Genomic DNA, 22,697 nt, shown 5'->3' with positions numbered 1-22,697 from the left:
ACCGCACAAGGGTAAACACCGCGCTTCCCAGGCTTGACGCCGGTATATCGGCTTCCTACTATCCGCCATAACAGCTCTGGTCAGACCAGTCAGAACAGTTGCTTGCTCCCCCTCGCAGGCTTTGCATGGGATGGGAGCTTTGCATGGGGTCAGAGTAACCGCTAAAGCGCTAACCCTGGCCGACAGCTAGGTCGCCAAGTCCCATCGACATAGGAGAAGGTCGTGACGAAGTTCTTCAATTCGCTGTTTGGCCGCGTGGTGATCGCCCTCGTACTGGGCATCGTGGCAGGCGCGGTATTCCCCCATTTCGCCCAGTCGCTGCGCCCGCTCGGCGACGGCTTTCTCAAGCTCATCAAGATGGTGATCGGGCCCATTGTGTTCTGCGTGGTCGTGAGCGGCATGGCGCACGCGGGCGACCTGAAGAAGGTGGGCCGCGTCGGCCTGAAGTCGGTCGTGTACTTCGAGGCGATGACGACCGTCGCGCTCGTGATCGGCGCCGTGCTCGCATATGTCACGCGTCCGGGTGCCGGCATGAACGTGGATCTGCGTTCGCTCGACGCCGCGTCGCTTGCGACCTACACCGAGCACGCCAGGAGCCTGAAGGACACCGCGGGCTTCCTGCTGAAGATCATTCCCGACACCGCCTTCGACGCCTTCGCGAAGGGCGACATCCTGCAGATCCTCGTGTTCTCGGTGCTGTTCGGCAGCGCGCTCTCGCTGCTCGGCCCGAAGGCGCAGCGCGTGAACAGCCTGATCGACGAACTCGCGCAGGTGTTCTTCCGGGTGATGGGTTTCATCATCAAGCTCGCGCCGCTCGGCGTGCTTGGCGCGATCGCGTTCACGACCGGTACGTACGGCGTGGCATCGCTGAAGCAGCTCGGGCTGCTCGTGATCGTGTTCTACGCCAGCTGCATCGTGTTCGTCGCGGTCGTGCTCGGCATCGTCATGCGGCTGGCGGGCTTCAACGTGTTCAAGCTGATCCGCTACCTGCGCGAAGAACTCTCGATCGTGCTCGGCACCGCCTCGTCCGACGCCGTGCTGCCGCAGGTCATGCGCAAGCTCGAATGGATGGGCGTGAAGGATTCCACGGTGGGCCTCGTGATCCCGACGGGTTACTCGTTCAATCTCGATGGCTTTTCGATCTACCTCACGCTCGCCGTGATCTTCATCGCGCAGGCGACCAACACGCCGCTGTCGATGCACGACCTCATCGTGATCGTGCTGGTGTCGCTCATCACCTCGAAGGGCGCGCACGGCATTCCCGGCTCGGCGATCGTGATTCTCGCCGCCACGCTTTCCGCCATTCCCGCGATTCCGGTGCTCGGCCTCGTGCTGATCCTGCCGGTGGACTGGTTCGTCGGCATCGCCCGCGCGCTCACCAACCTGATCGGCAACTGCGTCGCGACGGTGGTGGTCGCGGTGTGGGAGCACGACATCGACAAGGTGCGCGCGAGGCGCGTGCTGAACCTCGACGAAGGTTTTCTCTACGTGCCGGCAGGCGACAGCGATGCCCACACCGCGCATGGCGAAGACAGCGCGCTCGGCGGCAAGCACGCGCATGCCTGAGCCCACGCGGTGCGTACCGCACCGCTTTGTTTCGATCCACTGACCCACTCAAGCGTTTGACACCATCATGGCCATTCCGACTCTCGACCCCAACGCCCCCGCCTTCACGCGCCGCTACATGAACCTCGCCGATCCGCGACTGGGCGCCCGCGCGCTGCTCGCGAGCGACGAGTTCTTCGCGCCGAAGGAGCGCATGCTCGAGCCGCAGCCCGCGGTCTTCATCCCCGGCAAGTATGACGACCACGGCAAGTGGATGGACGGCTGGGAAACGCGCCGCAAGCGCACGACGGGCCACGACTTCTGCATTGTGCGTCTCGCGCGCCCGGGCGCGATCTACGGTGTGGATCTCGACACGAGCCATTTCACGGGCAACTTTCCGCCGGCGGCTTCGATCGAGGCGTGCTACGTGCAATTGGGCGACGACGAAACGCCAGGCGACGACGCCGACTGGCAGACCATCGTCCCGGCGACGACACTGCAGGGTAACCAGCATCACTACGTCGAAGTGAACGATACGCGCGCGTTCACGCATCTGCGCGTGAATCTCTTTCCCGACGGTGGCCTCGCGCGTCTGCGCGTGTACGGCCAGCCCCGGCGCGACTGGGGCACGGTGGAGCTCGGCAGCCTCGTCGATCTCGCGGCGATCGAAAACGGCGCGTATCTCGTCGCGGCCAACAATCAGCACTTCGGGCTCGCTTCCACGATCCTGATGCCTGGCCGCGGCGTGAACATGGGCGACGGCTGGGAAACGCGCCGCCGCCGCGAACCGGGCAACGACTGGGCCATCGTCGCGCTTGCGCGGCCCGGCATCATCCGCAAGATCGAAGTCGACACGGCGCACTTCAAGGGCAACTACCCGGACCGCTGCTCGCTGCAGGCGGCGAGCGTGACGGGCGGCACCGACGATTCGCTCGTCACCCAGGCGATGTTCTGGCCGGAACTGCTCGGCGAGCAAAAGCTCGACATGGACCAGCAGCACGTGTTCGAGAGCGCGATTGCGGCGCTCGGCCCGGTCACGCACGTGCGCTTCAACATTTTCCCGGACGGCGGCGTCTCGCGCCTGCGCCTGTGGGGCGAGCCGGCCTGAACGAGGAGCCGCGATGCAGATCCTGCAGATGGAACCCCTGACGCGCGAGGCGTTCGCGCCGTTCGGTGACGTCATCGAACTCGATGGCGCGCGCCACTTTCCGATCAACGGCGGCACGACCGAGCGCTTTCACGATCTCGCCGCCATCGACGTGAACGAGGCGGGCGGGCGGCCCATCGTCAGTGTCTTTCGCGCCCAGCCGCGTGCGTGGCCCGTCGAGATCGCGATGATGGAGCGGCATCCGCTCGGCAGCCAGGCGTTCGTGCCGCTTGGCGACGCGGGCTACGCAGTGGTGGTCGCACCTGCGGGCGCGTTCGATCCGGCGGGGCTGCGCGCGTTCTGGGCCGGGCGCGGGCAGGGCATCAATTACGCCAAAGGCGTCTGGCATCACCCGTTGCTCGCCTTCGGGCGCGTGAGCGATTTCGTGGTGATCGACCGCGGCGGCACCCAGCCGAACTGCGACGAGATCGCGCTCGGGGAGCCCCGGCGGCTCGCGCAAGCCGACACGGTGCTCGCGCCTGCCTGAGGTGTGCCCGGCTCTTCCCGGAGACCGGCTCGCCAAACGAAAACGCCACGGCAGATCTGCCGTGGCGTTTCCTTTTCTGCCGCCTGCAGGCTGCAGGCGGCAAGCGCTCAGTGCTTGCGGTGCGGGCAGTTTTCCTTCGTGCACGCGCCGTACAGGGCGAGCGCATGTTCCTGGAGCTTGAAACCGCGCTCCGTGGCGATCGACTGCTGGCGCTTTTCGATTTCGGGGTCGAAGAATTCTTCAACGATGCCGCAGTCGAGACACACGAGGTGGTCGTGGTGGCTACCCTCGTTCAGTTCGAACACTGCCTTGCCCGATTCGAAGTTGCTGCGCGTGAGCAACCCGGCCTGCTCGAACTGCGTGAGGACCCGGTAGACCGTGGCGAGGCCGATGTCGAGCTCCTCGTTCAGCAGGTTGCGGTAGACGTCTTCTGCGGTCAGGTGGCGCACCGGGCTATGCTGAAAAATCTCCAGGATCTTGAGGCGAGGTAGCGTCGCCTTGAGACCGATGTTCTTGAGATCGGTTGGATTGGTCATGACGATAAGTCCCTGGAGTACAATGCTAGGTTGTTATGTTAATGCGTTTTTACCGTTCCGGGCATTTTCGCCAGAACTTCGAACGATCTTCTACAGAATACGCGCGGCTTCGCGAAAAGCCCGCACGGTGAGGGAAATGATTCCAGAATTCACAACGATCGGCCGGCGCATGCACGGCGGCCGCCTGGCGTGCACCCTGCTGGCTGCGGCCGCGTTCGCGGCGCTCGCCGGCTGTTCCACCTACAACAGCGTGACGCAGAGCATCGCCCAGAGCATTACGCCCTACCGCATCACCATCGTGCAAGGCAATTTCGTCTCGGCGGAAGCCGCGGCGCAGATGAAGGTTGGCATGTCGCGCGCCGAGGTCAGGCAGCTGCTCGGCACGCCGCTCCTCACCGACATGTTCCATGCGAACCGCTGGGACTATATCTTCTATTTCAAGCGCGGCTCGACCGCAGTGGTCCAGCAGCGCGACTTCGTCGTGCTGTTCGAAGGCGACCGCGTAGCGAGCTGGTCGGGCGGTGAAGACCTGCCGTCGAACCTCGAACTGCTCGCCGAAATCGACGGTGACCGCAGCGGCAAGAAGAAGGCCGTCGCGGCTGCGCCCGCGTCGGGCGCTTCGGCGCCGGTGGCGGCTGCAGCAGGCGCGCCTGACCAGGGTTCGAGCGCGACCGGCCCGACGGTTGGCGATACGGCGCGCACGCCGTCGTCCGAACTCGGCACCGCCACCAACGCGCTGCCGCAGGACGCCAACGCGCAGGCCGCGGCCGCCGCAAACCGCGCCACGGAAGCCGTGCAAACGCCTGCCGGCCTCACGCCTTCGGTGCGCGCGGGCAACCCGCAATCGTCGGCGCTGCCGCAGAACGTCGGCACGATGCCCTCGCAGGTGCAACTGCATCGCCAGCCGCAGCCGCAAATCCAGGGCGTGCCGCCGAGCAATCCGGTCGGCCCGGCGGCCGGCGCGCAAGGCACCGGCGACACCAATACCAGTACGACGGCGCCGTCGGGCCCCGCGCGGGATTCGTCGCTCGCCGCGCCGCCCACGGTGCCGGCTTCCGGGGCTGCTGCGGCCCCGAGCAACTGATCCGGCTGACCCAGCCGGCAAGACAGGCAGCGGGGTGCGCGAGGCGCGCCACGCTTCGATCCGGCGGCCGGGTATCACTACCGGCCGCCGCGTTTTTTGGCGGCGGCGCTTCGTGGCGCCCGGTGGCGCCCGGCACCGCGGCCAGCGACACATTGGCAGGAAGACTCATGAAAATCGCAATCGCCGGGGCATCGGGCCGCATGGGCCGCATGCTCATCGAAACCGTCCTGAATTCGCCCGACGTCACGCTCTCGGGCGCGCTCGTGCGCAAGGGCTCCGCCGCCGTCGGCCAGGATGCTGGCGCGTTCCTCGGCAAGGACACCGGCGTGCGCATCACCGACGACATCGAGCAGGTCTTCGCGCAAAGCGACTGCCTGATCGACTTCACGCGCCCCGAAGGCACGCTCGTGCACCTCGAGGCGGCCCAGCGCCACGGCGTGAAGATGGTGATCGGCACGACCGGCTTCGACGCCCAGCAAAAGGCGCAGCTCGGTGCCGCCGCGCAAAAGGTCGGCATCGTGTTCGCGGCCAACATGAGCGTGGGCGTGAACGTCACGCTCAAGCTGCTCGAATACGCGGCGCGCTTTTTCGAGACCGGCTACGACATCGAGATCATCGAGGCGCACCATCGCCACAAGGTCGACGCGCCCTCGGGCACCGCGCTTGCGATGGGCGAGGCCGTGGCGCACGCGCTCGGCCGCAATCTCGACGAATGCGCCGTGTACGGGCGCGAAGGCGTGACGGGCGAGCGCGACCCATCGACGATCGGGTTTTCGGCGATTCGCGGCGGCGATATCGTCGGCGATCATACGGTGCTGTTCGCGGGCATCGGCGAGCGCATCGAGATCACGCACAAGTCCTCGAGCCGCCTTTCCTATGCGCAGGGCAGCGTGCGCGCCGCGCGCTTTCTGCAGGACAAGGCCCATGGCCTGTACGATATGCAGGACGTGCTCGGCCTGCGCTGAGCGTTTTCCCTACGGTCCGGCGCCTCGCGCCGGACAGGCAGTGAGCGAGGTCCGATGGCAGCGGGTTCCGGAGTCATTCACTATCTGCAGACGGGCGACGCGGTCACCCACGCGGTTGCGTGGGTATTGCTCGCGATGTCGGTCGCGAGCTGGTGTTTCCTCATCATCAAGAGCTGGATCCTCCTGCGCGCGAAGCGCCAGGGGCCGCGCGCCGTTGCGCGCTTCTGGCAGGCACGCACGCTCGCAGACGGTGTTGCCGCCATGCGTGCGGTCGACCGCGAGCGCGTGTTCCTGCCGCTGGCGCAGGCGGCGCTCGCCGCGGAGGAAGCCGACGCGCCGGGCATGATGCTCGCGCGCGTGGATCGCGGCGAGCGTGTGCTGCGTGCGCTGCGCGGCGCGCTGCAGGCGTCGCAGCGGCGCCTCGAGTTCGGGCAGGTCCTGCTCGCTTCGGTTGGCAGCACGGCGCCGTTCGTCGGTCTGCTCGGCACCGTCTGGGGCATCTACCGCGCGCTCGGCAGCATCGCCGCAAGCGGCCAGGCGATGATCGAGAACGTGGCAGGCCCGGTGGGCGAGGCGCTCATCATGACGGCCTTCGGTCTCGTCGTCGCGATTCCGGCGGTGCTCGCCTATAACGTGCTGGGCCGGCTCGTGCGCCAGCTTTGCGACGATCTCGACGGTTTCGCGCACGATCTGCACGCCTATGCCTGCGCGCCAGAAGGTGCGCCGCTGCGCCGCGAAGGTGTGCAGGGCGCGATGCGCGAAGGCGCGCGCGCCGAGTCGTAGGAGGCAACGCGAATGGCATTCGGCGGACTCGAAAAGAAGCGCGATGCGGCACCGATGTCGGAGATCAACATGACGCCGCTCATCGACGTCATGCTCGTGCTGCTCGTCATCTTCATCATCACCGCGCCGCTCTTCACGCATGCGATCCGGCTCGACTTGCCGAAGGTCGCGGCCGAGCCGGCGCAGCAAACGGCGCAGACCGTCGCGCTGTCCATCGACGCCGCCGGCAAGCTCTACTGGAACGCCCAGCCCATCACGCTCGACGAACTGCGCGCGCGCTTCACGGCGGCGGGCAAACAGCCCGAGCCGCAGCAGCCCGAGCTGCAACTGCGCGCCGCGCGCGAGACGCGCTACGACGTGATCGCCCAGGTCATGGGCGCCGCGCAGCAGGCCGGTCTCACGCGCCTCGGCTTCGTGACCGAGCCGCCCGCCGGCGCGCATTGAGTACGCGACTGGACGCACGCCACTCAACGGTATAATCAGCGTTTCCTTTAAAGACGGGCCCAGCGAAACCGACGCGATCTGCCGGTATCGTGAACGGCCGGCCCGGTGCATCCGGCACCGAAACCGCCCGTTTCCAGCGTTCACCACCCACACCATGCTCGAAAAATACGTTCCCTCCGACGTCGAATCCGCCGCGCAAGGCGAATGGCGCGCCACCGACGCATACCGGACGGCCGAGAAGGCCGGCAAGCCCAAGTTCTACTGCGTCTCGATGCTGCCGTATCCGTCGGGCAAGCTGCACATGGGCCACGTGCGGAACTACACGATCAACGACGTGATGTACCGTTACCTGCGCATGAACGGCTACAACACGTTGATGCCGATGGGCTGGGACGCGTTCGGCATGCCCGCCGAAAATGCCGCGATGGCCAACAGCGTGCCGCCGGCCAGGTGGACGTACGACAATATCGAGTACATGAAGGGCCAGATGCAGTCGATGGGCCTCGCCATCGACTGGTCGCGCGAAATCGCCACCTGCAAGCCCGACTACTACAAGTGGAACCAGTGGTTCTTCCTGAAGATGCTCGAGAAGGGCATCGCGTACAAGAAGACCGGCACGGTGAACTGGGACCCGGTCGATCAGACCGTGCTCGCCAACGAGCAGGTGATCGACGGGCGCGGCTGGCGCTCGGGCGCGCTCGTCGAAAAGCGCGAAATCCCGATGTACTACCTGCGCATCACGCAGTACGCCGACGAGCTGCTGAACGACCTCGACGGCCTGGGCTGGCCCGAGCGCGTGAAGATCATGCAGCAGAACTGGATCGGCAAGAGCTTCGGCGTGAACTTCGGCTTCCCGTACGAGCTCGACGGCGAGAAGAAACTGCTGCGCGTGTTCACCACGCGCGCCGACACGATCATGGGCGTGACCTTTGCGGCGATCGCGGCCGAGCATCCGCTCGCCACGCGTTTGGCGCTTGACAAGCCGGAGCTGCAGGCGTTCATCGACGAGTGCAAGCGCGGCGGCGTGGCGGAAGCCGACGTCGCGACGATGGAAAAGAAGGGCGTGCCCACGGGCTTTAGCGTCACGCACCCGCTCACGCACGAGGAAGTGCCGGTGTGGATCGGCAACTACGTGCTGATGAGCTATGGCGAAGGCGCCGTGATGGGCGTGCCGGGCCACGACGAGCGCGATTTCGCGTTCGCGCAGAAGTACAACCTGCCGATCAGGCAGGTCATCGCCGCGGAAGGCGAGACGTACTCGCTCGACGGCTGGCAGGAATGGTACGGCGACAAGGAACGCGCCGTGTGCGTGAACAGCGGCAAGTACGACGGCCTCGCCTACACGGCGGCGGTGGATGCCGTCGCAGCCGACCTCAAGGCCCTCGACCTCGGCGACAAGCAGGTCACGTGGCGTCTGCGCGACTGGGGCATCTCGCGCCAGCGCTACTGGGGCACGCCGATCCCGATCATCCACTGCCCGAGCTGCGGCGACGTGCCGGTGCCGGAAAAGGACCTGCCGGTCGTGCTGCCGGAAGACCTCGTGCCGGACGGCACGGGCAACCCGCTCGCGAAGTCGGAAGCCTTCCTGAACTGCAAGTGCCCGACGTGCGGCGCCGATGCGAAACGCGAAACCGACACGATGGACACCTTCGTCGACTCGTCGTGGTACTTCTACCGCTACGCCGCGCCGGACGCCGTGAGCATGGTCGACGAGCGCACCGACTACTGGATGCCGATGGACCAGTACATCGGCGGCATCGAGCACGCGATTCTTCACTTGCTGTATTCGCGTTTCTGGGCGAAGGTCTCGCGCGACCTCGGCCTCGTGAAGTTCGGCGAGCCGGCGAAGAACCTGCTCACGCAGGGCATGGTGCTCAACGAAACGTTCTACCGCGAAGACGCGGCGGGCAAGAAGACCTGGTACAACCCGGCCGACGTAACCGTCACGCACGACGACAAGGGCCGCCCGATTGGCGCGACGCTCAACAGCGACGGCCAGGCCGTGGTGCTGGGCGGCGTGGAGAAGATGTCGAAGTCGAAGAACAACGGCGTCGACCCGCAGGTGCTGATCGACCAGTACGGCGCCGATACGGCGCGTCTCTTTACGATGTTCGCGGCGCCGCCCGAGCAGCAGCTCGAATGGTCGGGCGCGGGCGTGGAAGGCGCGAGCCGCTTCCTGCGCCGCGTGTGGGCCTTCGGCCACGCGAACGCCGAAGCGATCCGGTCGCGCGCCTCGTTCGATACGGCTGCGCTCACGGACGTCGAAAAAGCGCTGCGCCGCGAAGTCTATAGCGTGCTCAAGCAGGCCGACTTCGACTATCAGCGCCTGCAGTACAACACGGTCGTTTCGGCGGCGATGAAGATGCTCAACGCCATCGACGGCGCCAGGGGCGCGAGTGCGGGCGTGCAGCGCGAAACGTTCGGCGTGCTGCTGCGCGTGCTGTACCCGGTCGTGCCGCACATCGCGTTCGAACTCTGGAAGGCGCTCGGCTACGGCGACGAATACGGCACGCTGCTCGACGCACCGTGGCCGAAGGTCGACGAAAAGGCGCTGGAGCAGGCCGAGATCGAACTCGTGCTGCAGGTGAACGGCAAGGTGCGCGGCGCCGTGACGGTGGCGAAGGACGCGCCGAAGGATGCGATCGAAGCCGCCGCCCTCGCGCACGAGATGTTCGTCAAGTTCGCGGAAGGCCGCCCACCGAAGAAGGTCATCGTCGTGCCGGGCCGCCTCGTGAACGTCGTGGTCTAACGAGGCAAACCAGGGCCATGTTGAGCGGCGTAGCGCGCGAAGCATCGCGCGCGGCTGCTCAGCCGACACCGGCGACTCTGTCGCGAACCCAGGAGTCCATGTGATTCGCAGATCGTTTCTCAGGTTGTTCCCGCTCGTGGCGGGCGGCGCGCTGGTCCTTTCGGCGTGCGGCTTCCAGCTGCGCGGCGAGGAGAACTTCGCCTTCAAGCGCCTCGCCGTCGTCGGCGCGCCGCCGCCGCTCGTCGGGCGCCTCTCGCGCATGGTCGAAGGCGGCAGCGATTCGGTCGTGGTCGACTCGGTGGCCAACGCCGACGCTGTGCTGCACATTTCCGAAGGGCGTAGCTTCAGCACGCTTACGCTCAATTCGCTCGGCGCCGTGGTGGAATATCAGGTCAACTATTCGCTGAGCTACACGCTCACGAGACCGGACGGCACCATGCTGATCCAGCCGAGCATGATTTCGCTGAACCGCGCGATGACCTACAGCGATCAGTTCTCGACCGCCAAGACGCAGGAAGCCGATCTGCTGTTCACCGACATGCAGAACGACGCTGTCGACCAGCTCATGCGGCGCCTTGCCGTGCTGAAGTCGATCAACCCGACGCCTGATCAGGTTGTGCCGGGTGTCGCGCCGCGCGCACCGCTGCCGCCGCCGCCGCTGTAGTGCGCGCTGTTTCCCTCTACTGAGCGATCTTCGACCGAGCGCCATGCAACTGCGACCCGACGCACTCGAACCGCACCTCGCGAAAGGGCTGGCCGGCCTGTACGTCGTCTACGGCGACGAACATCTGCTCGCCCAGGAGGCGTGCGACCGCATCCGCGCAGCCGCGCGCGCGGCGGGCTTTACGGACCGCTCGGTGTTCACCGTCGAGCGCGGCTTCGACTGGAGTTCGCTCCTCGGCGCGAGCCAGTCGATGTCGCTCTTCGGCGATCGTCAACTGGTGGAGTTGCGCATTCCATCGGGCAAGCCCGGCAAGGAAGGCGCGGACGCGCTCAAGACGCTCGCCGCCGCCTCGAATCCCGACGTGCTGATGCTCGTCACGCTGCCTCGCCTCGACGCCGCCACGCAGAAGTCCGCGTGGTTCACGGCGCTGGCCGAGAGCGGTGTCGCGCTGAAGATCGATCCCGTCGAGCGCGCGGTGCTGCCGAACTGGATCGGCCAGCGTCTGGCGCTGCAAGGGCAGCGCGTGGCGCCCGGCGAAGACGGCCGGCGCGCGCTGCAGTTCGTGGCGGAGCGTGTGGAAGGCAACCTGCTGGCGGCGCATCAGGAGATCCAGAAGCTTGGTTTGCTTTATCCGCAAGGCGTGCTGAGCTTCGAGCAGATTCACGACGCTGTGCTCAACGTCGCGCGCTACGACGTATTCAAGCTCAACGAAGCGATGCTTACAGGCGACGCTGGCCGCCTCGCGCGCATGCTCGACGGGCTGCAGGGCGAAGGCGAGGCTTCGGTGCTGGTGCTGTGGGCCGTGGTCGAGGAAATCCGCACGTTATTGCGCATCAAGCGCGGCGTGGCGGCGGGCAAGCCGCTCGCCATGCTGCTGCGCGAGAACCGCGTGTGGGGGCCGCGCGAGCGGCTCATCGGGCCGGCGCTGTCGCGTCTGAGCGAAGCGACGCTTGAGCGCGGTCTCGCGCTCGCGGCGCGTCTCGACCGCCAGGTCAAGGGGCTTTCGGGGCAATCGCGCGCCGACTGGCGCAATGCGCTGCCGCCCGATGCCTGGGATGGCCTGTTCGAACTCGCCATGACCGTGGCCGCGCCTCGCGACAGTGGAGCGCAGGCGCGCACTGCGGCCAGTGCGCGTGGTGCTGTGGCGCCGGGGCGCGCGCAGCCAGCCAGCCCAGCCGCGGCGGCCTCAGCAGCGGCACGACCGCGCACCGCAGGGCCGTCGCGCCGGCCAGGCTAAGGCGTTCCGCGCTTGCCTGAACCGGCACTACGGCGCCTGCGTTATGCCCGCCGCGCAGCCAGTGCGGCTGCCGAGCCGCCCGGCCACGTCCAGCAAACCTTGGCGGGTGGCCTTAAAATCGGCCTGAACCGCTTTGAATCGAACCGCGCTTCGGGCAGCTCATCTGACTGCGCCTCGCGCGCCGCATGACGAAAGACACCATGGATATCGACCAGTACATGACCGACCTCGGCCGCCGCGCCCGCAACGCTTCGCGCGCGATGGCACGGGCCTCGACAGCCGCGAAGAACGCGGCACTCGAAGCGGTGGCGCAAGCCATTGAGCGCGACGCGCAGCACTTGAAGGATGCGAACGCACGCGACCTCGCGCGCGCGAAGGAGAAGGGGCACGACGCGGCGTTCATCGACCGCCTCACGCTGTCGGACAAGGCGCTCAAGACAATGGTCGAGGGCCTTCGCCAGGTTGCCGCGCTGTCGGACCCCATCGGCGAGATCAGCAACCTCAGGTTCCGTCCGAGCGGCATTCAGGTCGGGCAGATGCGCGTGCCGCTGGGCGTGATCGGCATCATCTACGAATCGCGGCCGAACGTGACGATCGATGCGGCGGCGCTGTGCCTGAAGTCGGGCAACGCCACGATTCTGCGCGGCGGTTCCGAGGCGCTCGAATGCAATACTGCGCTCGCGAAGCTGATTGGCGAAGGGCTGGCCGCGGCGGGATTGCCGCAGGACGCGGTGCAGGTGGTCGAGACCGCCGACCGCGCGGCCGTGGGCAAGCTCATCACGATGACGGAATTCGTGGACGTGATCGTGCCGCGCGGCGGCAAGAGCCTGATCGAGCGCCTGATGGCGGAGGCGCGCGTGCCGATGATCAAGCACCTCGACGGCATCTGTCACGTCTACGTGGACGACCGCGCCGATCTCGCGAAAGCGCTGAGCGTGTGCGACAACGCCAAGACACACCGCTACGGCACCTGCAACACGATGGAGACGCTGCTCGTGGCGCGCGGCATTGCGCATGACGTGCTGCCGCCGCTTGGCCGCCTGTATCGCGAGAAGGAAGTCGAGCTGCGCGTGGATGCCGCAGCGCGCTCGATTCTCGCCGACGCGGGTGTCGCTCCGCTGGTGGATGCGACCGAAGAGGACTGGCGTACCGAGTACCTCGCGCCGGTGCTGGCGGTGAAGGTGGTCGACACGCTCGACGACGCGATCGGGCACATCAACGCCTACGGTTCGCACCATACCGACGCGATCGTCACCGAAGACCACGACCGCGCCATGCGTTTCCTGCGCGAAGTCGATTCGGCGAGTGTGATGGTGAACGCCTCGACGCGCTTCGCCGACGGTTTCGAGTTCGGTCTGGGTGCGGAGATCGGCATCTCGAACGACAAGCTGCACGCGCGCGGCCCGGTCGGTCTGGAAGGGCTGACCTCGCTGAAATACGTGGTGCTCGGCCACGGTGAAGGCCGTCAATAATTACGCATCGCACGAGGCGGCGCCCGGCTTGGCGCGCCGCCTCGTTGCACAATCGCTCACGAAGAAGAAAAAATAATGTCGATGCTCTGGGTCAAGACGTTTCACATCGTGCTCATCGCCTCGTGGTTCGCGGGCCTGTTCTACCTGCCGCGCATCTTCGTGAATCTCGCGATGGAAACCGAACCGGCGGCCGTCAAGCGTCTGCTCATCATGGCGCGCAAGCTCTATCGCTTCATGACGATGATCGCCGTGCCCGCGCTGCTATGCGGCTTGTGGCTGTGGCTCGTGGTGGGGATTGGACGCGGCCAGGGCTGGATCCATGCGAAAGTGGGCGTGGTGGTGCTGCTCATCATCTATCACGCGTACTGCGGACGTTTGCTCAAGACTTTCGAGCGCGGCGAAAACCGCCGCTCCGACAAGTGGTATCGCATGTTCAACGAGCTTCCCGTGCTCGGCATGCTGGCTGCGGTGGCGCTGGTTGTCATCAAGCCGTTCTGAACCACTGACTCACTGACGTCGCCGCTGCGGCGCGTAATCCAGCTTTTTCTCCCACGCGGGCGCCGTCGGATGGCGCTCGTTGTTTCGCTGCGCATGCGGGCCGCTATAACACGCCGGCTGTCCTCCTGCTTCACGCACACGTCGGTGAAGCGATGCTGGGGCTGTGGCGTTCTGGATAGGCCGGCAGGACGGTGCCGGCCCGTATGTAGCGTCTGACCGTGTTTCTGGACACACCCAGTCGTTTGGCAATCTCGCGCAAGGAGACATGATCGCGAAAGTGCCAGCGTCGGATGATGCTCAATATAGCCACGTCGATCACTCCGTTCCCCTGCCCGTTGCCGAGCAGGTCAGTGTTCTACGTGGGTCAATATTCGATGCAAACTACCGCGCAGGGTAGGTCAGGATTCCGTGCAAATCAACACGCCGAGGTCATGCCATGGTTGCTGACCGATGTAGGCCATCGGTCGCACGAGATGCATGAAGAACTCCTTGCATGTAAGCGGTATATAGCCCGGCGCACGGATGGGCAAATGCATTGGAAGTTGGGAAGTATAGAGGAAAGGGAAAACAGTAGATCAGGCCGAAGCCTTGGTACGACCGAACGTGTGGTTGCAGTCGGGGCAGTGGCAGTTGTCAAGCACACAAATATGATCAAGCCGATTGATCAAATCGTGCTTTTCCAGTTGCGATAGCTTGCCAAGCGCGACATCCAAGCGGTGACCGTTCTCACGAATTTGTCGGGTCGCGACCTCGCGTCCGAGAGCTGTAAGCTCGACATAAATACGCCGACCATGTTGCGTATCCGGTCTTGTCTTCACCAATTCATCACGTGACAAAAGATCGAGCAGTTCGGAGACACTGGCACGAGAGACGCCCAAAATATCAACGAGGTCTCTTTGCAGAACAGCACCTTTCTTTGCCCACAGGATCATCAGCATCTGCATCCGTCCCGGGGAAAGGGCGTCGGGTCCGAGCCAATGAGCCAGATCGGCATTCACGCGCTGAACCGAATTCCTCAGTGCGAAAAGCAGGCGGATCGACAGGAAGATGTCCGGGGGCAATTCCTCGGCATAGGCCTGCATAACAAAATCAGGCGGAGAGCTCTGGTCCTTCCGTTTCAACATAGCGAAATATACTCCCGTTACCGTTCTTCATGGGCACTACGAAACGGGTAGATAAAGCAATCTAACCCTCACGGGCCCGCCAGAAGCCGCTGCGCAAGCAGACCTCGGCTGGAAAGCTCAATGGTACACGCGCGAGCGGTTTGGACGACGTCCTTGACATTGGCCGGAGTTGACTCGCTCTTCATCGAGCATGCCGGCAGGTAACGGTGTCAGAAATCCACTATGTCATCGGCTCGTTGTCCCCGATGGGTTGTTTTCACCAGAGAGCGTGTACAGTGAATTTCGTTGACGACCTGGTCTGTTCCCAAGCTGACAACACGGTGAATTTCATCGGTAAGTCCGTTGTTTACCTTTACGAGGCTGTGGATCTCGTCGGTAAGTCGTAGGACCGCCTCAGTGTCCTGAAATGTCTGAAGTGCTTGTTTGTCGGAAGCCTTCGCCAAGACTTGCTGTCCGACCATGATGACCGAGAGCAGGACCAACTGCAAAAAGGTCTGCGATATCCAGGAGATGAGCGCGAACGTGCCTTGGTGAATGGCCTCCGGTAAGCTGATCAGTGTCAGCGCGGCAAATGCATAGGCGCACCACATCGACCCAACGGACCTTGTTACGAGTACTGCCAATAAGCCATTGAAACCCACGGATTCGTTGCTCACCATGGCTGCTCCCTCAACCTGGCGCTGCCCGATTCGTGGATGAAGAGGATGTACCACGCCTTGCTCCGTTATCAGCATCTCTCAAAATTTAGCCGGGTCCCACATGCCCGGGCTTCGACGTTTAAGTTCACGGTCTTTCCGCATCCAACGCACTGCAAGCCGTTTTCATCAGGCGGGCGCCGGCACCTCAAATAACGCGAGCCCGGAGCATACCGTTTGGTACACACCCATGACAGCGACGATGTCGAACAGACCCGTCCTGCCAAAGGCCTCCTCGGCTGCCTGGTATAGCTCGTCGTCGATGCGGTGGCGAGTCGAGAGTTCGCGCGCGAGACGCGCGGCGATCCTTTCCTCGGCGCTCAGGTCATCAGGGATACCGCCAGCGGCGATTATGGCAAGAGCGTTGTCGGACAGGCCGGCTTCGCGAGCCACGTGGCCACGGGCATATAGCTCGTAATTGGCGCCCCAGATTGCGCCTACCGTAATGATCACGATTTCACGCACGCGCTTTGGAAGCGTCGTATTGGCTTCTTCCGCGTCCTGGAAATCCGACAGCTTCTCCGTCACTTCGGGGTGTAGAAGGAAGAAGTTGAACGGGCCGATCAGGCTACCGTCTTCGGTCGTCGCCTTGACCCCGATCTTGTTGGCAAACATCACCCAGCTTTTCTGCAACGCGTCGTAAAGCCCCCGCTGCGCGCTACTCAGGCTCGCCGGGTCGAAGAGCGGTAACCGCCCGCCCAGGCCTCGTTTTGATTCAGTCATCGTGGTTGCTCCTGTTTTCAGTCGTGATCACATGACTCGCATGGCCTGGTCGACCCTCAGTGTGATGCGCCGCTTTCCATGGCGAATTCGATGCGGATGAGACGGGCGGGGCGGAGAACTCCGTCCGATGGAAGCTTGATCACTCCACCGTCTGTCGGCACGTAGGCGACACGACCGTAATCGTCGGGTCCACGGCCCCAATCGATGCTGGTCGGGCCAATCAGATTGTCGGTGAAGGGATCACCGGCCGCAGCTTCCGAACCCGAGGAGCCGGGCTCGAGCGATGCGCGTTCGATGATGTGGTCCGGGTGCCGTGTGATATAGGCGACGCCGAGGTTTTCATCGAGGCAGAGGTCGTCCACATTCGCGATATCCGCGAGGTGCTCGGGCTCCCCAGCCGGTTCAAGCGTCGCGGGGTCGACCGCGACACGCATGAACAGGCCTAGCGATGAGGTCGTGTAGTAAACGTGTCTGGTCTTCGGTCCGTAGCGAAGACCGTTGATCCCCGGGAACGGGACTTCTTGAGTGTCTGAAAACTTTACCGGCGGATGCCCACCGCCCGCATTCATCGAGTCATGCTTCAGCCACACCCGTGCTGCGGCGCTGGTGCCGCCGTTCGTCAGATCGACGCGCCAGATCAGCCCCTCGACGCAGTCGGCGACAAGAATTACCCCCGGTGCGAGCAGGCAGCAGCCGTTCGGGCCGGCGGGTGGCTCGAATTGCAGAACTTTCGTGGGGTTGACCGGCTCGCCCGGCGTCCAGCCGCGCAGGTCGAAGCGGTGCAGGACGGCGTCGCCATAAGTGAAGACGTAAAAGATATCGGGCGCGGCCTCGACGAAGCTCTGGGCCAGTTGTTTCTTGTCGAAGGTATGCAGCAGAAGTGGCTCTACCGGCAGCTGACCAGTGGGAGCAGGCACGTACCAGACTTCGCATTGGGGCGACGCGACGACCAATATCGACCCATCGGCGCGTACAACCAGATTCTCTGGCATCGTGTGTTTCGGAAACTCGGCGACAGTGGTGATCTTTGTGGGAACCGGATGCATCATGCTCATTCTCCTGTAATCGCACCAAGATGTAAGGGCCCTTACATTATAAGTGCTGATCCCTTTTGTGCAAGGGCCAATGATCGTCAGATGCGCTTTGAGCCGTTCCAACGTTGACGCGCCGAAGATTAGAGGTTGATCGATCGGCTCGAGGAAGATGGCGTCGAAAAGTTCATCGACCGATGGCGAGGCTCGGAGCGCGCGACTTGATTTGAGGAGCCGTCATAACCGAGGTTGCGGTTTTGCTCGCCGCGCAGGTGGCACGCGCCTGCAGCCACGAGGTGCATACCTGCCCCAAAATGTAGAGAAGCCCAAGGGGCACTGCCATGCCCGCTGATATAGCGGGCTAGTATTCCGTCCCAGAAATAACTTGCATAGCCGAGCCACTTTCTGGAGGATTGAATTGGCAGTTGCGGTCCGTACGAACGGCCGGCCGTGTTGGTTGTACTGCTTGATATGGCGCTCGATGCTGGCAACGAGTTGGCGCACGTTCCTGAACGACCCCCGACGGATCGCCTGCTGCGTAATCAGACTAAACCAGCGTTCAACCTGATTCAGCCAGCTTGAGTAGGTCGGCGTGAAGTGCGTGTGGTAGCGCATGTGCCTGGCCAGCCACGCCCGGACTTTTGGATGCTTGTGTGTCGCGTAGTTGTCGACGATCAGGTGCACATCGAGATCCGCGGGCACCGCCAGGTCCACATGCTTGAGAAACGCCAGGAATTCCTGATGTCGGTGGCGCGGCTTACATTGCGCAATGACTTCACACGTTGCCGTATTGAGCGCAGCGAACAGAGTGGTGGTGCCATGTCGAACGTAATCATGCGTCATTCCCTCGAGATACCCCAGCCCCATCGGCAACATCGGTTGCGTCCGTTCTAGCGCCTGGCACTGGCTCTTCTCGTCGACACATAGTACGAGGGCGTTAGTCGGCGGGCTTAGGTACAGCCCCACAATATCGCGCACCTTCTCTGCGAAGTAGGGATCATTAGACAGCTTGAAGCTCTTTGAACGATGGGCTGTACACCGAACAACGACAGATATCGGGCCACCGAACTCTTCGAAATCCCTGTCCGCGCTGCAGCGGAGCGCACGCTCCAGTGCGTTGCTCCTTCCGGCTTCTCATGCAGTATTCTCGCCAGCAGTTCCGCTACCGCTTCATCGTCATGCGTGCGAGGCCGGCCTGGACGGGCTTCATCATGCAGACCGGCAAGCCCCCCTACGCAACAAACCGCTTCTTTGCCCGGCGAACCAGAGCGTGAGGATTGTCTTGATGGCGGCTGACGGTCATACGAGCCATGAGATTGCAACGCAGTGCGAAGTGACTGCACCGGCGATCACGCACTGGAAGATAGGGAACGCGAACGGCTCCTTGACAACAATTGTTCTCGTTCCAACTCCGACACGACAACTTCGATTCCTTTGCGTCCCATGATCGCCTCCTGCACGCCGTGACTCGACCATAGAACAATCTGAACTTATGCAAAGCTATTTCTGGGGCGGAATGCTAGGAATCCGTATTTTTGTGAAGCGCCTTCTGGTCGGCAGTTAGCCGTTCGCGTCCAGCCTTCTTCGCGCGATGATTTCCTTCGCATCGGCGAGTTTCTCCGCAAGCTCGGGACCGCGCTGCAGCGCGACACCCACCGCGAGTATGTCGCCGATCGCGAGATGCGAAGTCCGCGAAGTCATCGGCGAGAAAACGTCGGTATCCTCATCGACGTTCGCGTGCAGGCCTACGCTCGCGAGGCGCGCGAGCGGCGAAGTGCCGTGCGTGATCGCGATCACCTTCGCGCCGCGATCGAGCGCCGTGCGCGCGGCGTCCACGATGTCGCGCGTGCGCCCCGTGTTCGAGATCGCCACGACCACATCGCCGGGGCCGAGCAGCGCCGCCGACATCAGGAACGTCTGCGGATCCGAATACGCGACGCTCGGCATGCCGAGCCGGAAGAACTTGTGCTGCATATCCTGCGCAGCGATGCCCGAGCCGCCCGCACCGTAGAACTCGATACGCGCCGCATGCGCGAGCAGGCCGATCGCCGCGGCGAGCGAGTCCGTAGAGAGGTTGTTGCGCACCTGCACGAGCGCACCGATGGTGCGCTCGAGCACCTTGGCCGCGACGCCCGGCACCGGCTCGTCCGGGCTCACGTCGCGGTACACGGCCGGATGTTCCGTGGGCAGATCCGCAGCGACCGCCTGCGCGAGGCGAATCCTGAACTCCCGGAACCCCGAGAATCCCAGCGCATGGCAAAACCGTGCGATGGTCGGCTGGCTGACACCCGCACGCTCAGCGACCTCGGTCATCGACAGATCGAGCACCTCGCGCGGCGCCTGGATCACGTAATCGGCGAGCTTGCGCTCCGAAGGGCGCAATTGCTCGCGCATGGCTTTCACCTGGGACAGCAGCATCGGGAAACTCGCACTATGCTGAAAGATCCGTGGACTATAACGGATCGGACGTTATGTACAAAAACTACAGAATCGCCGTTTGCGTCTTTTCAGTCCGGGCGCGCATCAACGCGCAACGCCTGTAAATAATGAGACTAGACGCTCGTTTAACGTCGTACTCCCAGGGTCTTACCGGATTTGTCGTCTTGTAGTTTTTCTACTAACATCGCGCCATCGCTGTCTGGTGCGCGACATGCGCATCTGATCTGGCCCCGAGCGTCCTCGCCGTGACAAGAAGGAAGGAGATTCGATGGTTTCCCCGCATTCTCAATTGATGAAGGTCACGCAGCGCGTGATCGAGCGCAGCAAGCCCACGCGCGAGGCCTATCTGGCGCGCATCGCGGCGGCTCAGGACCGGTTCCCCGCGCGCGGCGCGCTCTCGTGCGCAAATCTCGCCCACGGCTTCGCCGGCCTCGAAGGCCGCGACAAGATCTCGATCAAGGCGATCCGTGAGCCGAATATCGGTATCGTCTCGGCGTATAACGAGATGCTCTCGGCGCACGCGCCCTACAAGGATTTCCCCGACATCATCAAGAAGGCGGCGCGCGAAGGCGGCGGCGTCGCGCAGTTCGCGGGCGGCGTGCCGGCGATGTGCGATGGCGTGACGCAGGGCAACGCCGGCATGGAGCTGTCGCTCTTTTCGCGCGAAGTGATCGCGATGAGCACGGCCGTCGCGCTCACGCACAACATGTTCGATGCGGCGCTGTGCCTCGGTGTGTGCGACAAGATCGTGCCGGGCCTCTTGATCGGCGCGCTGCAATTCGGCCACCTGCCGACCATTTTCGTGCCCGCCGGCCCGATGACGAGCGGCATTACGAACGACGACAAGGCCAAGGTGCGTCAGCAGTTCGCCACGGGCCAGTGCGACCGCGCGGCGCTGCTCGAATCGGAGGCCGCCGCGTATCACGGCCACGGCACCTGCACGTTCTATGGCACGGCCAACAGCAACCAGATGCTCATGGAAGTCATGGGCCTGCATCTGCCGGGTTCGGCCTTTATCCATCCGCATACGCCGCTGCGCGACGAACTCACCGCCGCTGCGGCGCGCCGCGTGCTCGAACTCACCGTCGAGCGCGGCAACTACATGCCGATCGGCCATGTGGTCGACGAGAAGGCCGTGATCAACGGCATCGTCGCGCTGATGGCGACGGGTGGCTCGACCAACCACACGCTGCACCTCGTGGCAATGGCGCGGGCGGCGGGCGTCATCATCGACTGGAACGACTTCGACGTGCTTTCGGACGCCGTGCCGCTGCTCGCGCGCGTCTATCCGAACGGCAAGGCCGACGTGAACCATTTCCACGCCGCGGGCGGCATCGCCTTCCTCGTGCGCGAACTGCTCGACGGCGGGTTGCTGCACGAAGACGTGAATACTGTCGCGGGCCGTGGACTGCGTCATTACACCGAGGAGCCGAAGCTCATCGACGGCAAGCTCACGTGGGTGCCGGCGGTCGAGAAGAGCGCCGACGAGACCGTGCTGCGTCCGCTGCCGACGCCGTTCCAGCCGGACGGCGGGCTGCGCCTGATGCAGGGGCGTCTGGGGCGCGGCGTCATCAAGGTTTCCGCTGTCGCGCCGGAGCGCCGCAAGGTACGTGCGCCCGCCATCGTGTTCGATTCGCAGGAAGCCGTGCAGGAAGCGTTCGACCGCGGCGAACTCGAGCGCGATTTCGTGGCCGTCGTACGCTTCCAGGGCGCGCGCGCGAATGGCATGCCGGAGCTGCACCGCCTGACACCGCTGCTCGGCGTGCTGCAGGACAAGGGCTTTCACGTGGCCCTCGTGACCGACGGGCGCATGTCGGGCGCCTCGGGCAAGGTGCCCGCGGTCATCCACGTCTCGCCGGAAACGCTGCTGCACGGCCCGATCGGCAAGGTGCGCGACGGCGATACGATCGTGATCGACGCGGCGGAAGGCGTGCTCGACGTCGAAGTGGATGCTGCCGAGTGGGACGCGCGCCCGGTTGCGCAGCCTGCGCATCAGGAACTCAATGAAGTGGGCTTTGGCCGCGAGCTGTTCGGCGTTTTCCGCGCCACCGCCGCGCCGGCGGAGCTGGGCGCGACGGTGTTCGGTCCGCTCGCGGGCGAGCAGGCCGCGCCGGCACCGGTCGCTGCGGCCGCTGCAGCCACCCCCGCGCCGGCCCACGCCGCGAACTCAATTCATCATCAAGGAGCCTGAACATGGCAAATAGCACAGTCGCCGACATCGTTCGCCTCGGTCCCGTCATCCCGGTGCTCGCATTCGATACGCCGGAGCAGGGCGAGCACGTTTCCCGCGCACTCCACGCAGGCGGCGTGAAGGTGCTCGAAATCACGCTGCGCACGAAGGCCGGCCTCGAAGCCATCGAGCGCGCCGCGAAGATCGCGCCGGACATCGTCGTGGGCGTGGGCACGATCACGAAGCCCGAGCACTGCGCGCTCGCGAAGAAGGCCGGCGCACAGTTCGGCGTATCGCCGGGCCTCACGCGCGAGATCCATCAGGCTTCGCTCGACGCGGGCCTGCCGCTGCTGCCGGGCGTGATGACGCCGACCGACATCATCGTCGCGATGGAGCTGGGCTACGAGATCGTCAAGTTCTTCCCGGCGGTTCCGGCCGGCGGGCTGAACATGCTGCAGGCCTTCCACGGCCCGTTCCCGACGCTCAAGTTCTGCCCCACGGGCGGTATCAGCGCCGAATCCGCGCCGACCTTCCTCGCGCTGCCCAACGTGGTATGCGTGGGCGGTTCGTGGCTCACGCCGAAGGCGGCGATCGCCGCGCAGAACTGGGACGAAGTCACGCGCCTTGCGCACGCCGCGAGCGAGCTGTCGCGCCCGGTGCGCTAAATGAGCGCGTCTGCATGACGCGCGTGCCGCGTGCTGCGGCGCAACGAAGGCTGGAATGCTGCCCCGCCTGAGCGTGGGGCGCGCAACGAGCCGCGCAAACGGCGCCTTTCAGGCGCGGGGTTTGCGCGGCTCGCGTGTCTTCGCGTGTCTTTCAGGCACGTTGCACCAAAAGTCGTTATAAGCTCTACAATCCCCGGCCCGGCGACGGCCGGCTTTTGTCCCGCGTGAGCCGCCGCTGC

At 64.5% G+C, this 22,697-nt stretch carries 20 protein-coding genes and 2 pseudogenes; 14 read left to right on the top strand and 8 right to left on the bottom strand.

The window, feature by feature from the left end:
• The first annotated feature begins 222 nt into the window (after nt 1-222).
• The 3 genes from C7411_RS16800 (at nt 223) to C7411_RS16790 (ending at nt 3,179) form a co-directional block, all read left to right on the top strand.
• A complete protein-coding gene (locus tag C7411_RS16800) occupies nt 223-1,566 on the top strand; it encodes a C4-dicarboxylate transporter DctA (protein ID WP_110385368.1) in 1,344 nt (447 codons plus the stop codon).
• Between the two features lie 67 nt (nt 1,567-1,633).
• Nucleotides 1,634-2,653 (top strand): allantoicase, encoded by a 1,020-nt coding sequence (gene alc / locus C7411_RS16795; protein ID WP_110385367.1) that lies wholly within the window; start codon nt 1,634-1,636, stop codon nt 2,651-2,653.
• Between the two features lie 13 nt (nt 2,654-2,666).
• A complete protein-coding gene (locus C7411_RS16790; RefSeq protein ID WP_110385366.1) occupies nt 2,667-3,179 on the top strand; it encodes an ureidoglycolate lyase in 513 nt (170 codons plus the stop codon).
• Between the two features lie 107 nt (nt 3,180-3,286).
• On the opposite strand, the gene fur is transcribed toward C7411_RS16790, so the two are convergent.
• Nucleotides 3,287-3,715 (bottom strand): ferric iron uptake transcriptional regulator, encoded by a 429-nt coding sequence (gene fur, locus C7411_RS16785; RefSeq protein WP_110385365.1) that lies wholly within the window; start codon nt 3,713-3,715, stop codon nt 3,287-3,289.
• Nucleotides 3,716-3,851: 136 nt separating this feature from the next.
• Here fur and C7411_RS16780 point away from each other — a divergent pair, with 136 nt between their 5' ends.
• The 9 genes from C7411_RS16780 (at nt 3,852) to C7411_RS16740 (ending at nt 13,611) form a co-directional block, all read left to right on the top strand.
• Nucleotides 3,852-4,799: an outer membrane protein assembly factor BamE gene (locus tag C7411_RS16780; RefSeq protein ID WP_110385364.1), complete on the top strand. Its 948-nt coding sequence runs from the start codon at nt 3,852-3,854 to the stop codon at nt 4,797-4,799.
• 167 nt (nt 4,800-4,966) lie between these two features.
• Nucleotides 4,967-5,764: a 4-hydroxy-tetrahydrodipicolinate reductase gene (gene dapB / locus C7411_RS16775; protein WP_110385363.1), complete on the top strand. Its 798-nt coding sequence runs from the start codon at nt 4,967-4,969 to the stop codon at nt 5,762-5,764.
• Nucleotides 5,765-5,818: 54 nt separating this feature from the next.
• A complete protein-coding gene (locus C7411_RS16770) occupies nt 5,819-6,547 on the top strand; it encodes a MotA/TolQ/ExbB proton channel family protein (protein WP_110385362.1) in 729 nt (242 codons plus the stop codon).
• A 12-nt stretch (nt 6,548-6,559) separates the two neighbouring features.
• Nucleotides 6,560-6,991, top strand: a complete 432-nt coding sequence (locus tag C7411_RS16765) for an ExbD/TolR family protein (RefSeq protein WP_110385361.1) — start codon at nt 6,560-6,562, stop codon at nt 6,989-6,991.
• Between the two features lie 154 nt (nt 6,992-7,145).
• Complete coding sequence (leuS, locus tag C7411_RS16760; RefSeq protein ID WP_110385360.1) at nt 7,146-9,740, top strand: leucine--tRNA ligase; 2,595 nt, start codon at nt 7,146-7,148, stop codon at nt 9,738-9,740.
• A 100-nt stretch (nt 9,741-9,840) separates the two neighbouring features.
• Complete coding sequence (locus tag C7411_RS16755) at nt 9,841-10,404, top strand: LPS-assembly lipoprotein LptE (protein WP_110385359.1); 564 nt, start codon at nt 9,841-9,843, stop codon at nt 10,402-10,404.
• Nucleotides 10,405-10,447: 43 nt separating this feature from the next.
• Complete coding sequence (holA, locus tag C7411_RS16750; protein ID WP_110385358.1) at nt 10,448-11,641, top strand: DNA polymerase III subunit delta; 1,194 nt, start codon at nt 10,448-10,450, stop codon at nt 11,639-11,641.
• Between the two features lie 200 nt (nt 11,642-11,841).
• Nucleotides 11,842-13,113 (top strand): glutamate-5-semialdehyde dehydrogenase, encoded by a 1,272-nt coding sequence (locus tag C7411_RS16745; RefSeq protein ID WP_110385357.1) that lies wholly within the window; start codon nt 11,842-11,844, stop codon nt 13,111-13,113.
• A gap of 75 nt (nt 13,114-13,188) precedes the next feature.
• Nucleotides 13,189-13,611 (top strand): CopD family protein, encoded by a 423-nt coding sequence (locus tag C7411_RS16740; RefSeq protein ID WP_110385356.1) that lies wholly within the window; start codon nt 13,189-13,191, stop codon nt 13,609-13,611.
• Nucleotides 13,612-13,765: 154 nt separating this feature from the next.
• Here C7411_RS16740 and C7411_RS16735 read toward each other — a convergent pair.
• The 7 genes and pseudogenes from C7411_RS16735 to C7411_RS16705 all read right to left on the bottom strand — a co-directional run.
• Nucleotides 13,766-13,930 (bottom strand): annotated as a pseudogene (locus tag C7411_RS16735) (HTH domain-containing protein); the annotation flags it as partial.
• Nucleotides 13,931-14,186: 256 nt separating this feature from the next.
• Nucleotides 14,187-14,735, bottom strand: coding sequence for a MarR family winged helix-turn-helix transcriptional regulator (locus C7411_RS16730; protein ID WP_110385355.1), 549 nt, complete (start codon nt 14,733-14,735; stop codon nt 14,187-14,189).
• A gap of 209 nt (nt 14,736-14,944) precedes the next feature.
• Entirely contained in the window at nt 14,945-15,394 is a 450-nt protein-coding gene (locus C7411_RS16725) for a hypothetical protein (RefSeq protein ID WP_181431347.1), read from the bottom strand.
• A gap of 165 nt (nt 15,395-15,559) precedes the next feature.
• A complete protein-coding gene (locus C7411_RS16720; protein ID WP_110385354.1) occupies nt 15,560-16,153 on the bottom strand; it encodes a carboxymuconolactone decarboxylase family protein in 594 nt (197 codons plus the stop codon).
• Between the two features lie 56 nt (nt 16,154-16,209).
• Nucleotides 16,210-17,202 carry a hypothetical protein gene (locus C7411_RS16715; protein WP_110385353.1) on the bottom strand — a complete coding sequence of 331 codons (993 nt, stop codon included), beginning with the start codon at nt 17,200-17,202 and terminating at the stop codon, nt 16,210-16,212.
• 354 nt (nt 17,203-17,556) lie between these two features.
• Nucleotides 17,557-18,629, bottom strand: a pseudogene (locus C7411_RS16710) (IS630 family transposase); the annotation flags it as partial.
• 115 nt (nt 18,630-18,744) lie between these two features.
• The gene (locus C7411_RS16705; RefSeq protein ID WP_110385352.1) at nt 18,745-19,602 is read right to left on the bottom strand and encodes a MurR/RpiR family transcriptional regulator; all 858 of its coding nucleotides are present in this window, start codon (nt 19,600-19,602) and stop codon (nt 18,745-18,747) included.
• A 289-nt stretch (nt 19,603-19,891) separates the two neighbouring features.
• Here C7411_RS16705 and edd point away from each other — a divergent pair, with 289 nt between their 5' ends.
• Both edd and eda read left to right on the top strand, forming a co-directional pair.
• Nucleotides 19,892-21,814 carry a phosphogluconate dehydratase gene (edd, locus tag C7411_RS16700; RefSeq protein WP_110385351.1) on the top strand — a complete coding sequence of 641 codons (1,923 nt, stop codon included), beginning with the start codon at nt 19,892-19,894 and terminating at the stop codon, nt 21,812-21,814.
• 2 nt (nt 21,815-21,816) lie between these two features.
• Entirely contained in the window at nt 21,817-22,458 is a 642-nt protein-coding gene (gene eda, locus C7411_RS16695) for a bifunctional 4-hydroxy-2-oxoglutarate aldolase/2-dehydro-3-deoxy-phosphogluconate aldolase (protein WP_110385350.1), read from the top strand.
• The last annotated feature ends 239 nt before the right edge of the window (nt 22,459-22,697 follow it).

Source organism: Paraburkholderia silvatlantica, from assembly GCF_003096715.1.
In the GTDB taxonomy this organism is placed as follows: Bacteria; Pseudomonadota; Gammaproteobacteria; order Burkholderiales; family Burkholderiaceae; genus Paraburkholderia; species Paraburkholderia silvatlantica.
This window is presented reverse-complemented; position numbering and strand designations above follow the sequence as displayed.

Coding starts and splice junctions, on each gene's coding strand:
- C7411_RS16720 (WP_110385354.1), bottom strand. CDS start 16,153: ATGACTGAATCAAAACGAGGCCTGGGCGGGCGGTTACCGCTCTTCGAC.
- leuS (WP_110385360.1), top strand. CDS start 7,146: ATGCTCGAAAAATACGTTCCCTCCGACGTCGAATCCGCCGCGCAAGGC.
- edd (WP_110385351.1), top strand. CDS start 19,892: ATGGTTTCCCCGCATTCTCAATTGATGAAGGTCACGCAGCGCGTGATC.
- C7411_RS16705 (WP_110385352.1), bottom strand. CDS start 19,602: ATGCTGCTGTCCCAGGTGAAAGCCATGCGCGAGCAATTGCGCCCTTCG.
- C7411_RS16780 (WP_110385364.1), top strand. CDS start 3,852: ATGATTCCAGAATTCACAACGATCGGCCGGCGCATGCACGGCGGCCGC.
- eda (WP_110385350.1), top strand. CDS start 21,817: ATGGCAAATAGCACAGTCGCCGACATCGTTCGCCTCGGTCCCGTCATC.
- C7411_RS16745 (WP_110385357.1), top strand. CDS start 11,842: ATGGATATCGACCAGTACATGACCGACCTCGGCCGCCGCGCCCGCAAC.
- C7411_RS16725 (WP_181431347.1), bottom strand. CDS start 15,394: ATGGTGAGCAACGAATCCGTGGGTTTCAATGGCTTATTGGCAGTACTC.
- C7411_RS16740 (WP_110385356.1), top strand. CDS start 13,189: ATGTCGATGCTCTGGGTCAAGACGTTTCACATCGTGCTCATCGCCTCG.
- alc (WP_110385367.1), top strand. CDS start 1,634: ATGGCCATTCCGACTCTCGACCCCAACGCCCCCGCCTTCACGCGCCGC.
- C7411_RS16765 (WP_110385361.1), top strand. CDS start 6,560: ATGGCATTCGGCGGACTCGAAAAGAAGCGCGATGCGGCACCGATGTCG.
- C7411_RS16730 (WP_110385355.1), bottom strand. CDS start 14,735: ATGTTGAAACGGAAGGACCAGAGCTCTCCGCCTGATTTTGTTATGCAG.
- C7411_RS16790 (WP_110385366.1), top strand. CDS start 2,667: ATGCAGATCCTGCAGATGGAACCCCTGACGCGCGAGGCGTTCGCGCCG.
- C7411_RS16770 (WP_110385362.1), top strand. CDS start 5,819: ATGGCAGCGGGTTCCGGAGTCATTCACTATCTGCAGACGGGCGACGCG.
- fur (WP_110385365.1), bottom strand. CDS start 3,715: ATGACCAATCCAACCGATCTCAAGAACATCGGTCTCAAGGCGACGCTA.
- holA (WP_110385358.1), top strand. CDS start 10,448: ATGCAACTGCGACCCGACGCACTCGAACCGCACCTCGCGAAAGGGCTG.
- dapB (WP_110385363.1), top strand. CDS start 4,967: ATGAAAATCGCAATCGCCGGGGCATCGGGCCGCATGGGCCGCATGCTC.
- C7411_RS16715 (WP_110385353.1), bottom strand. CDS start 17,202: ATGATGCATCCGGTTCCCACAAAGATCACCACTGTCGCCGAGTTTCCG.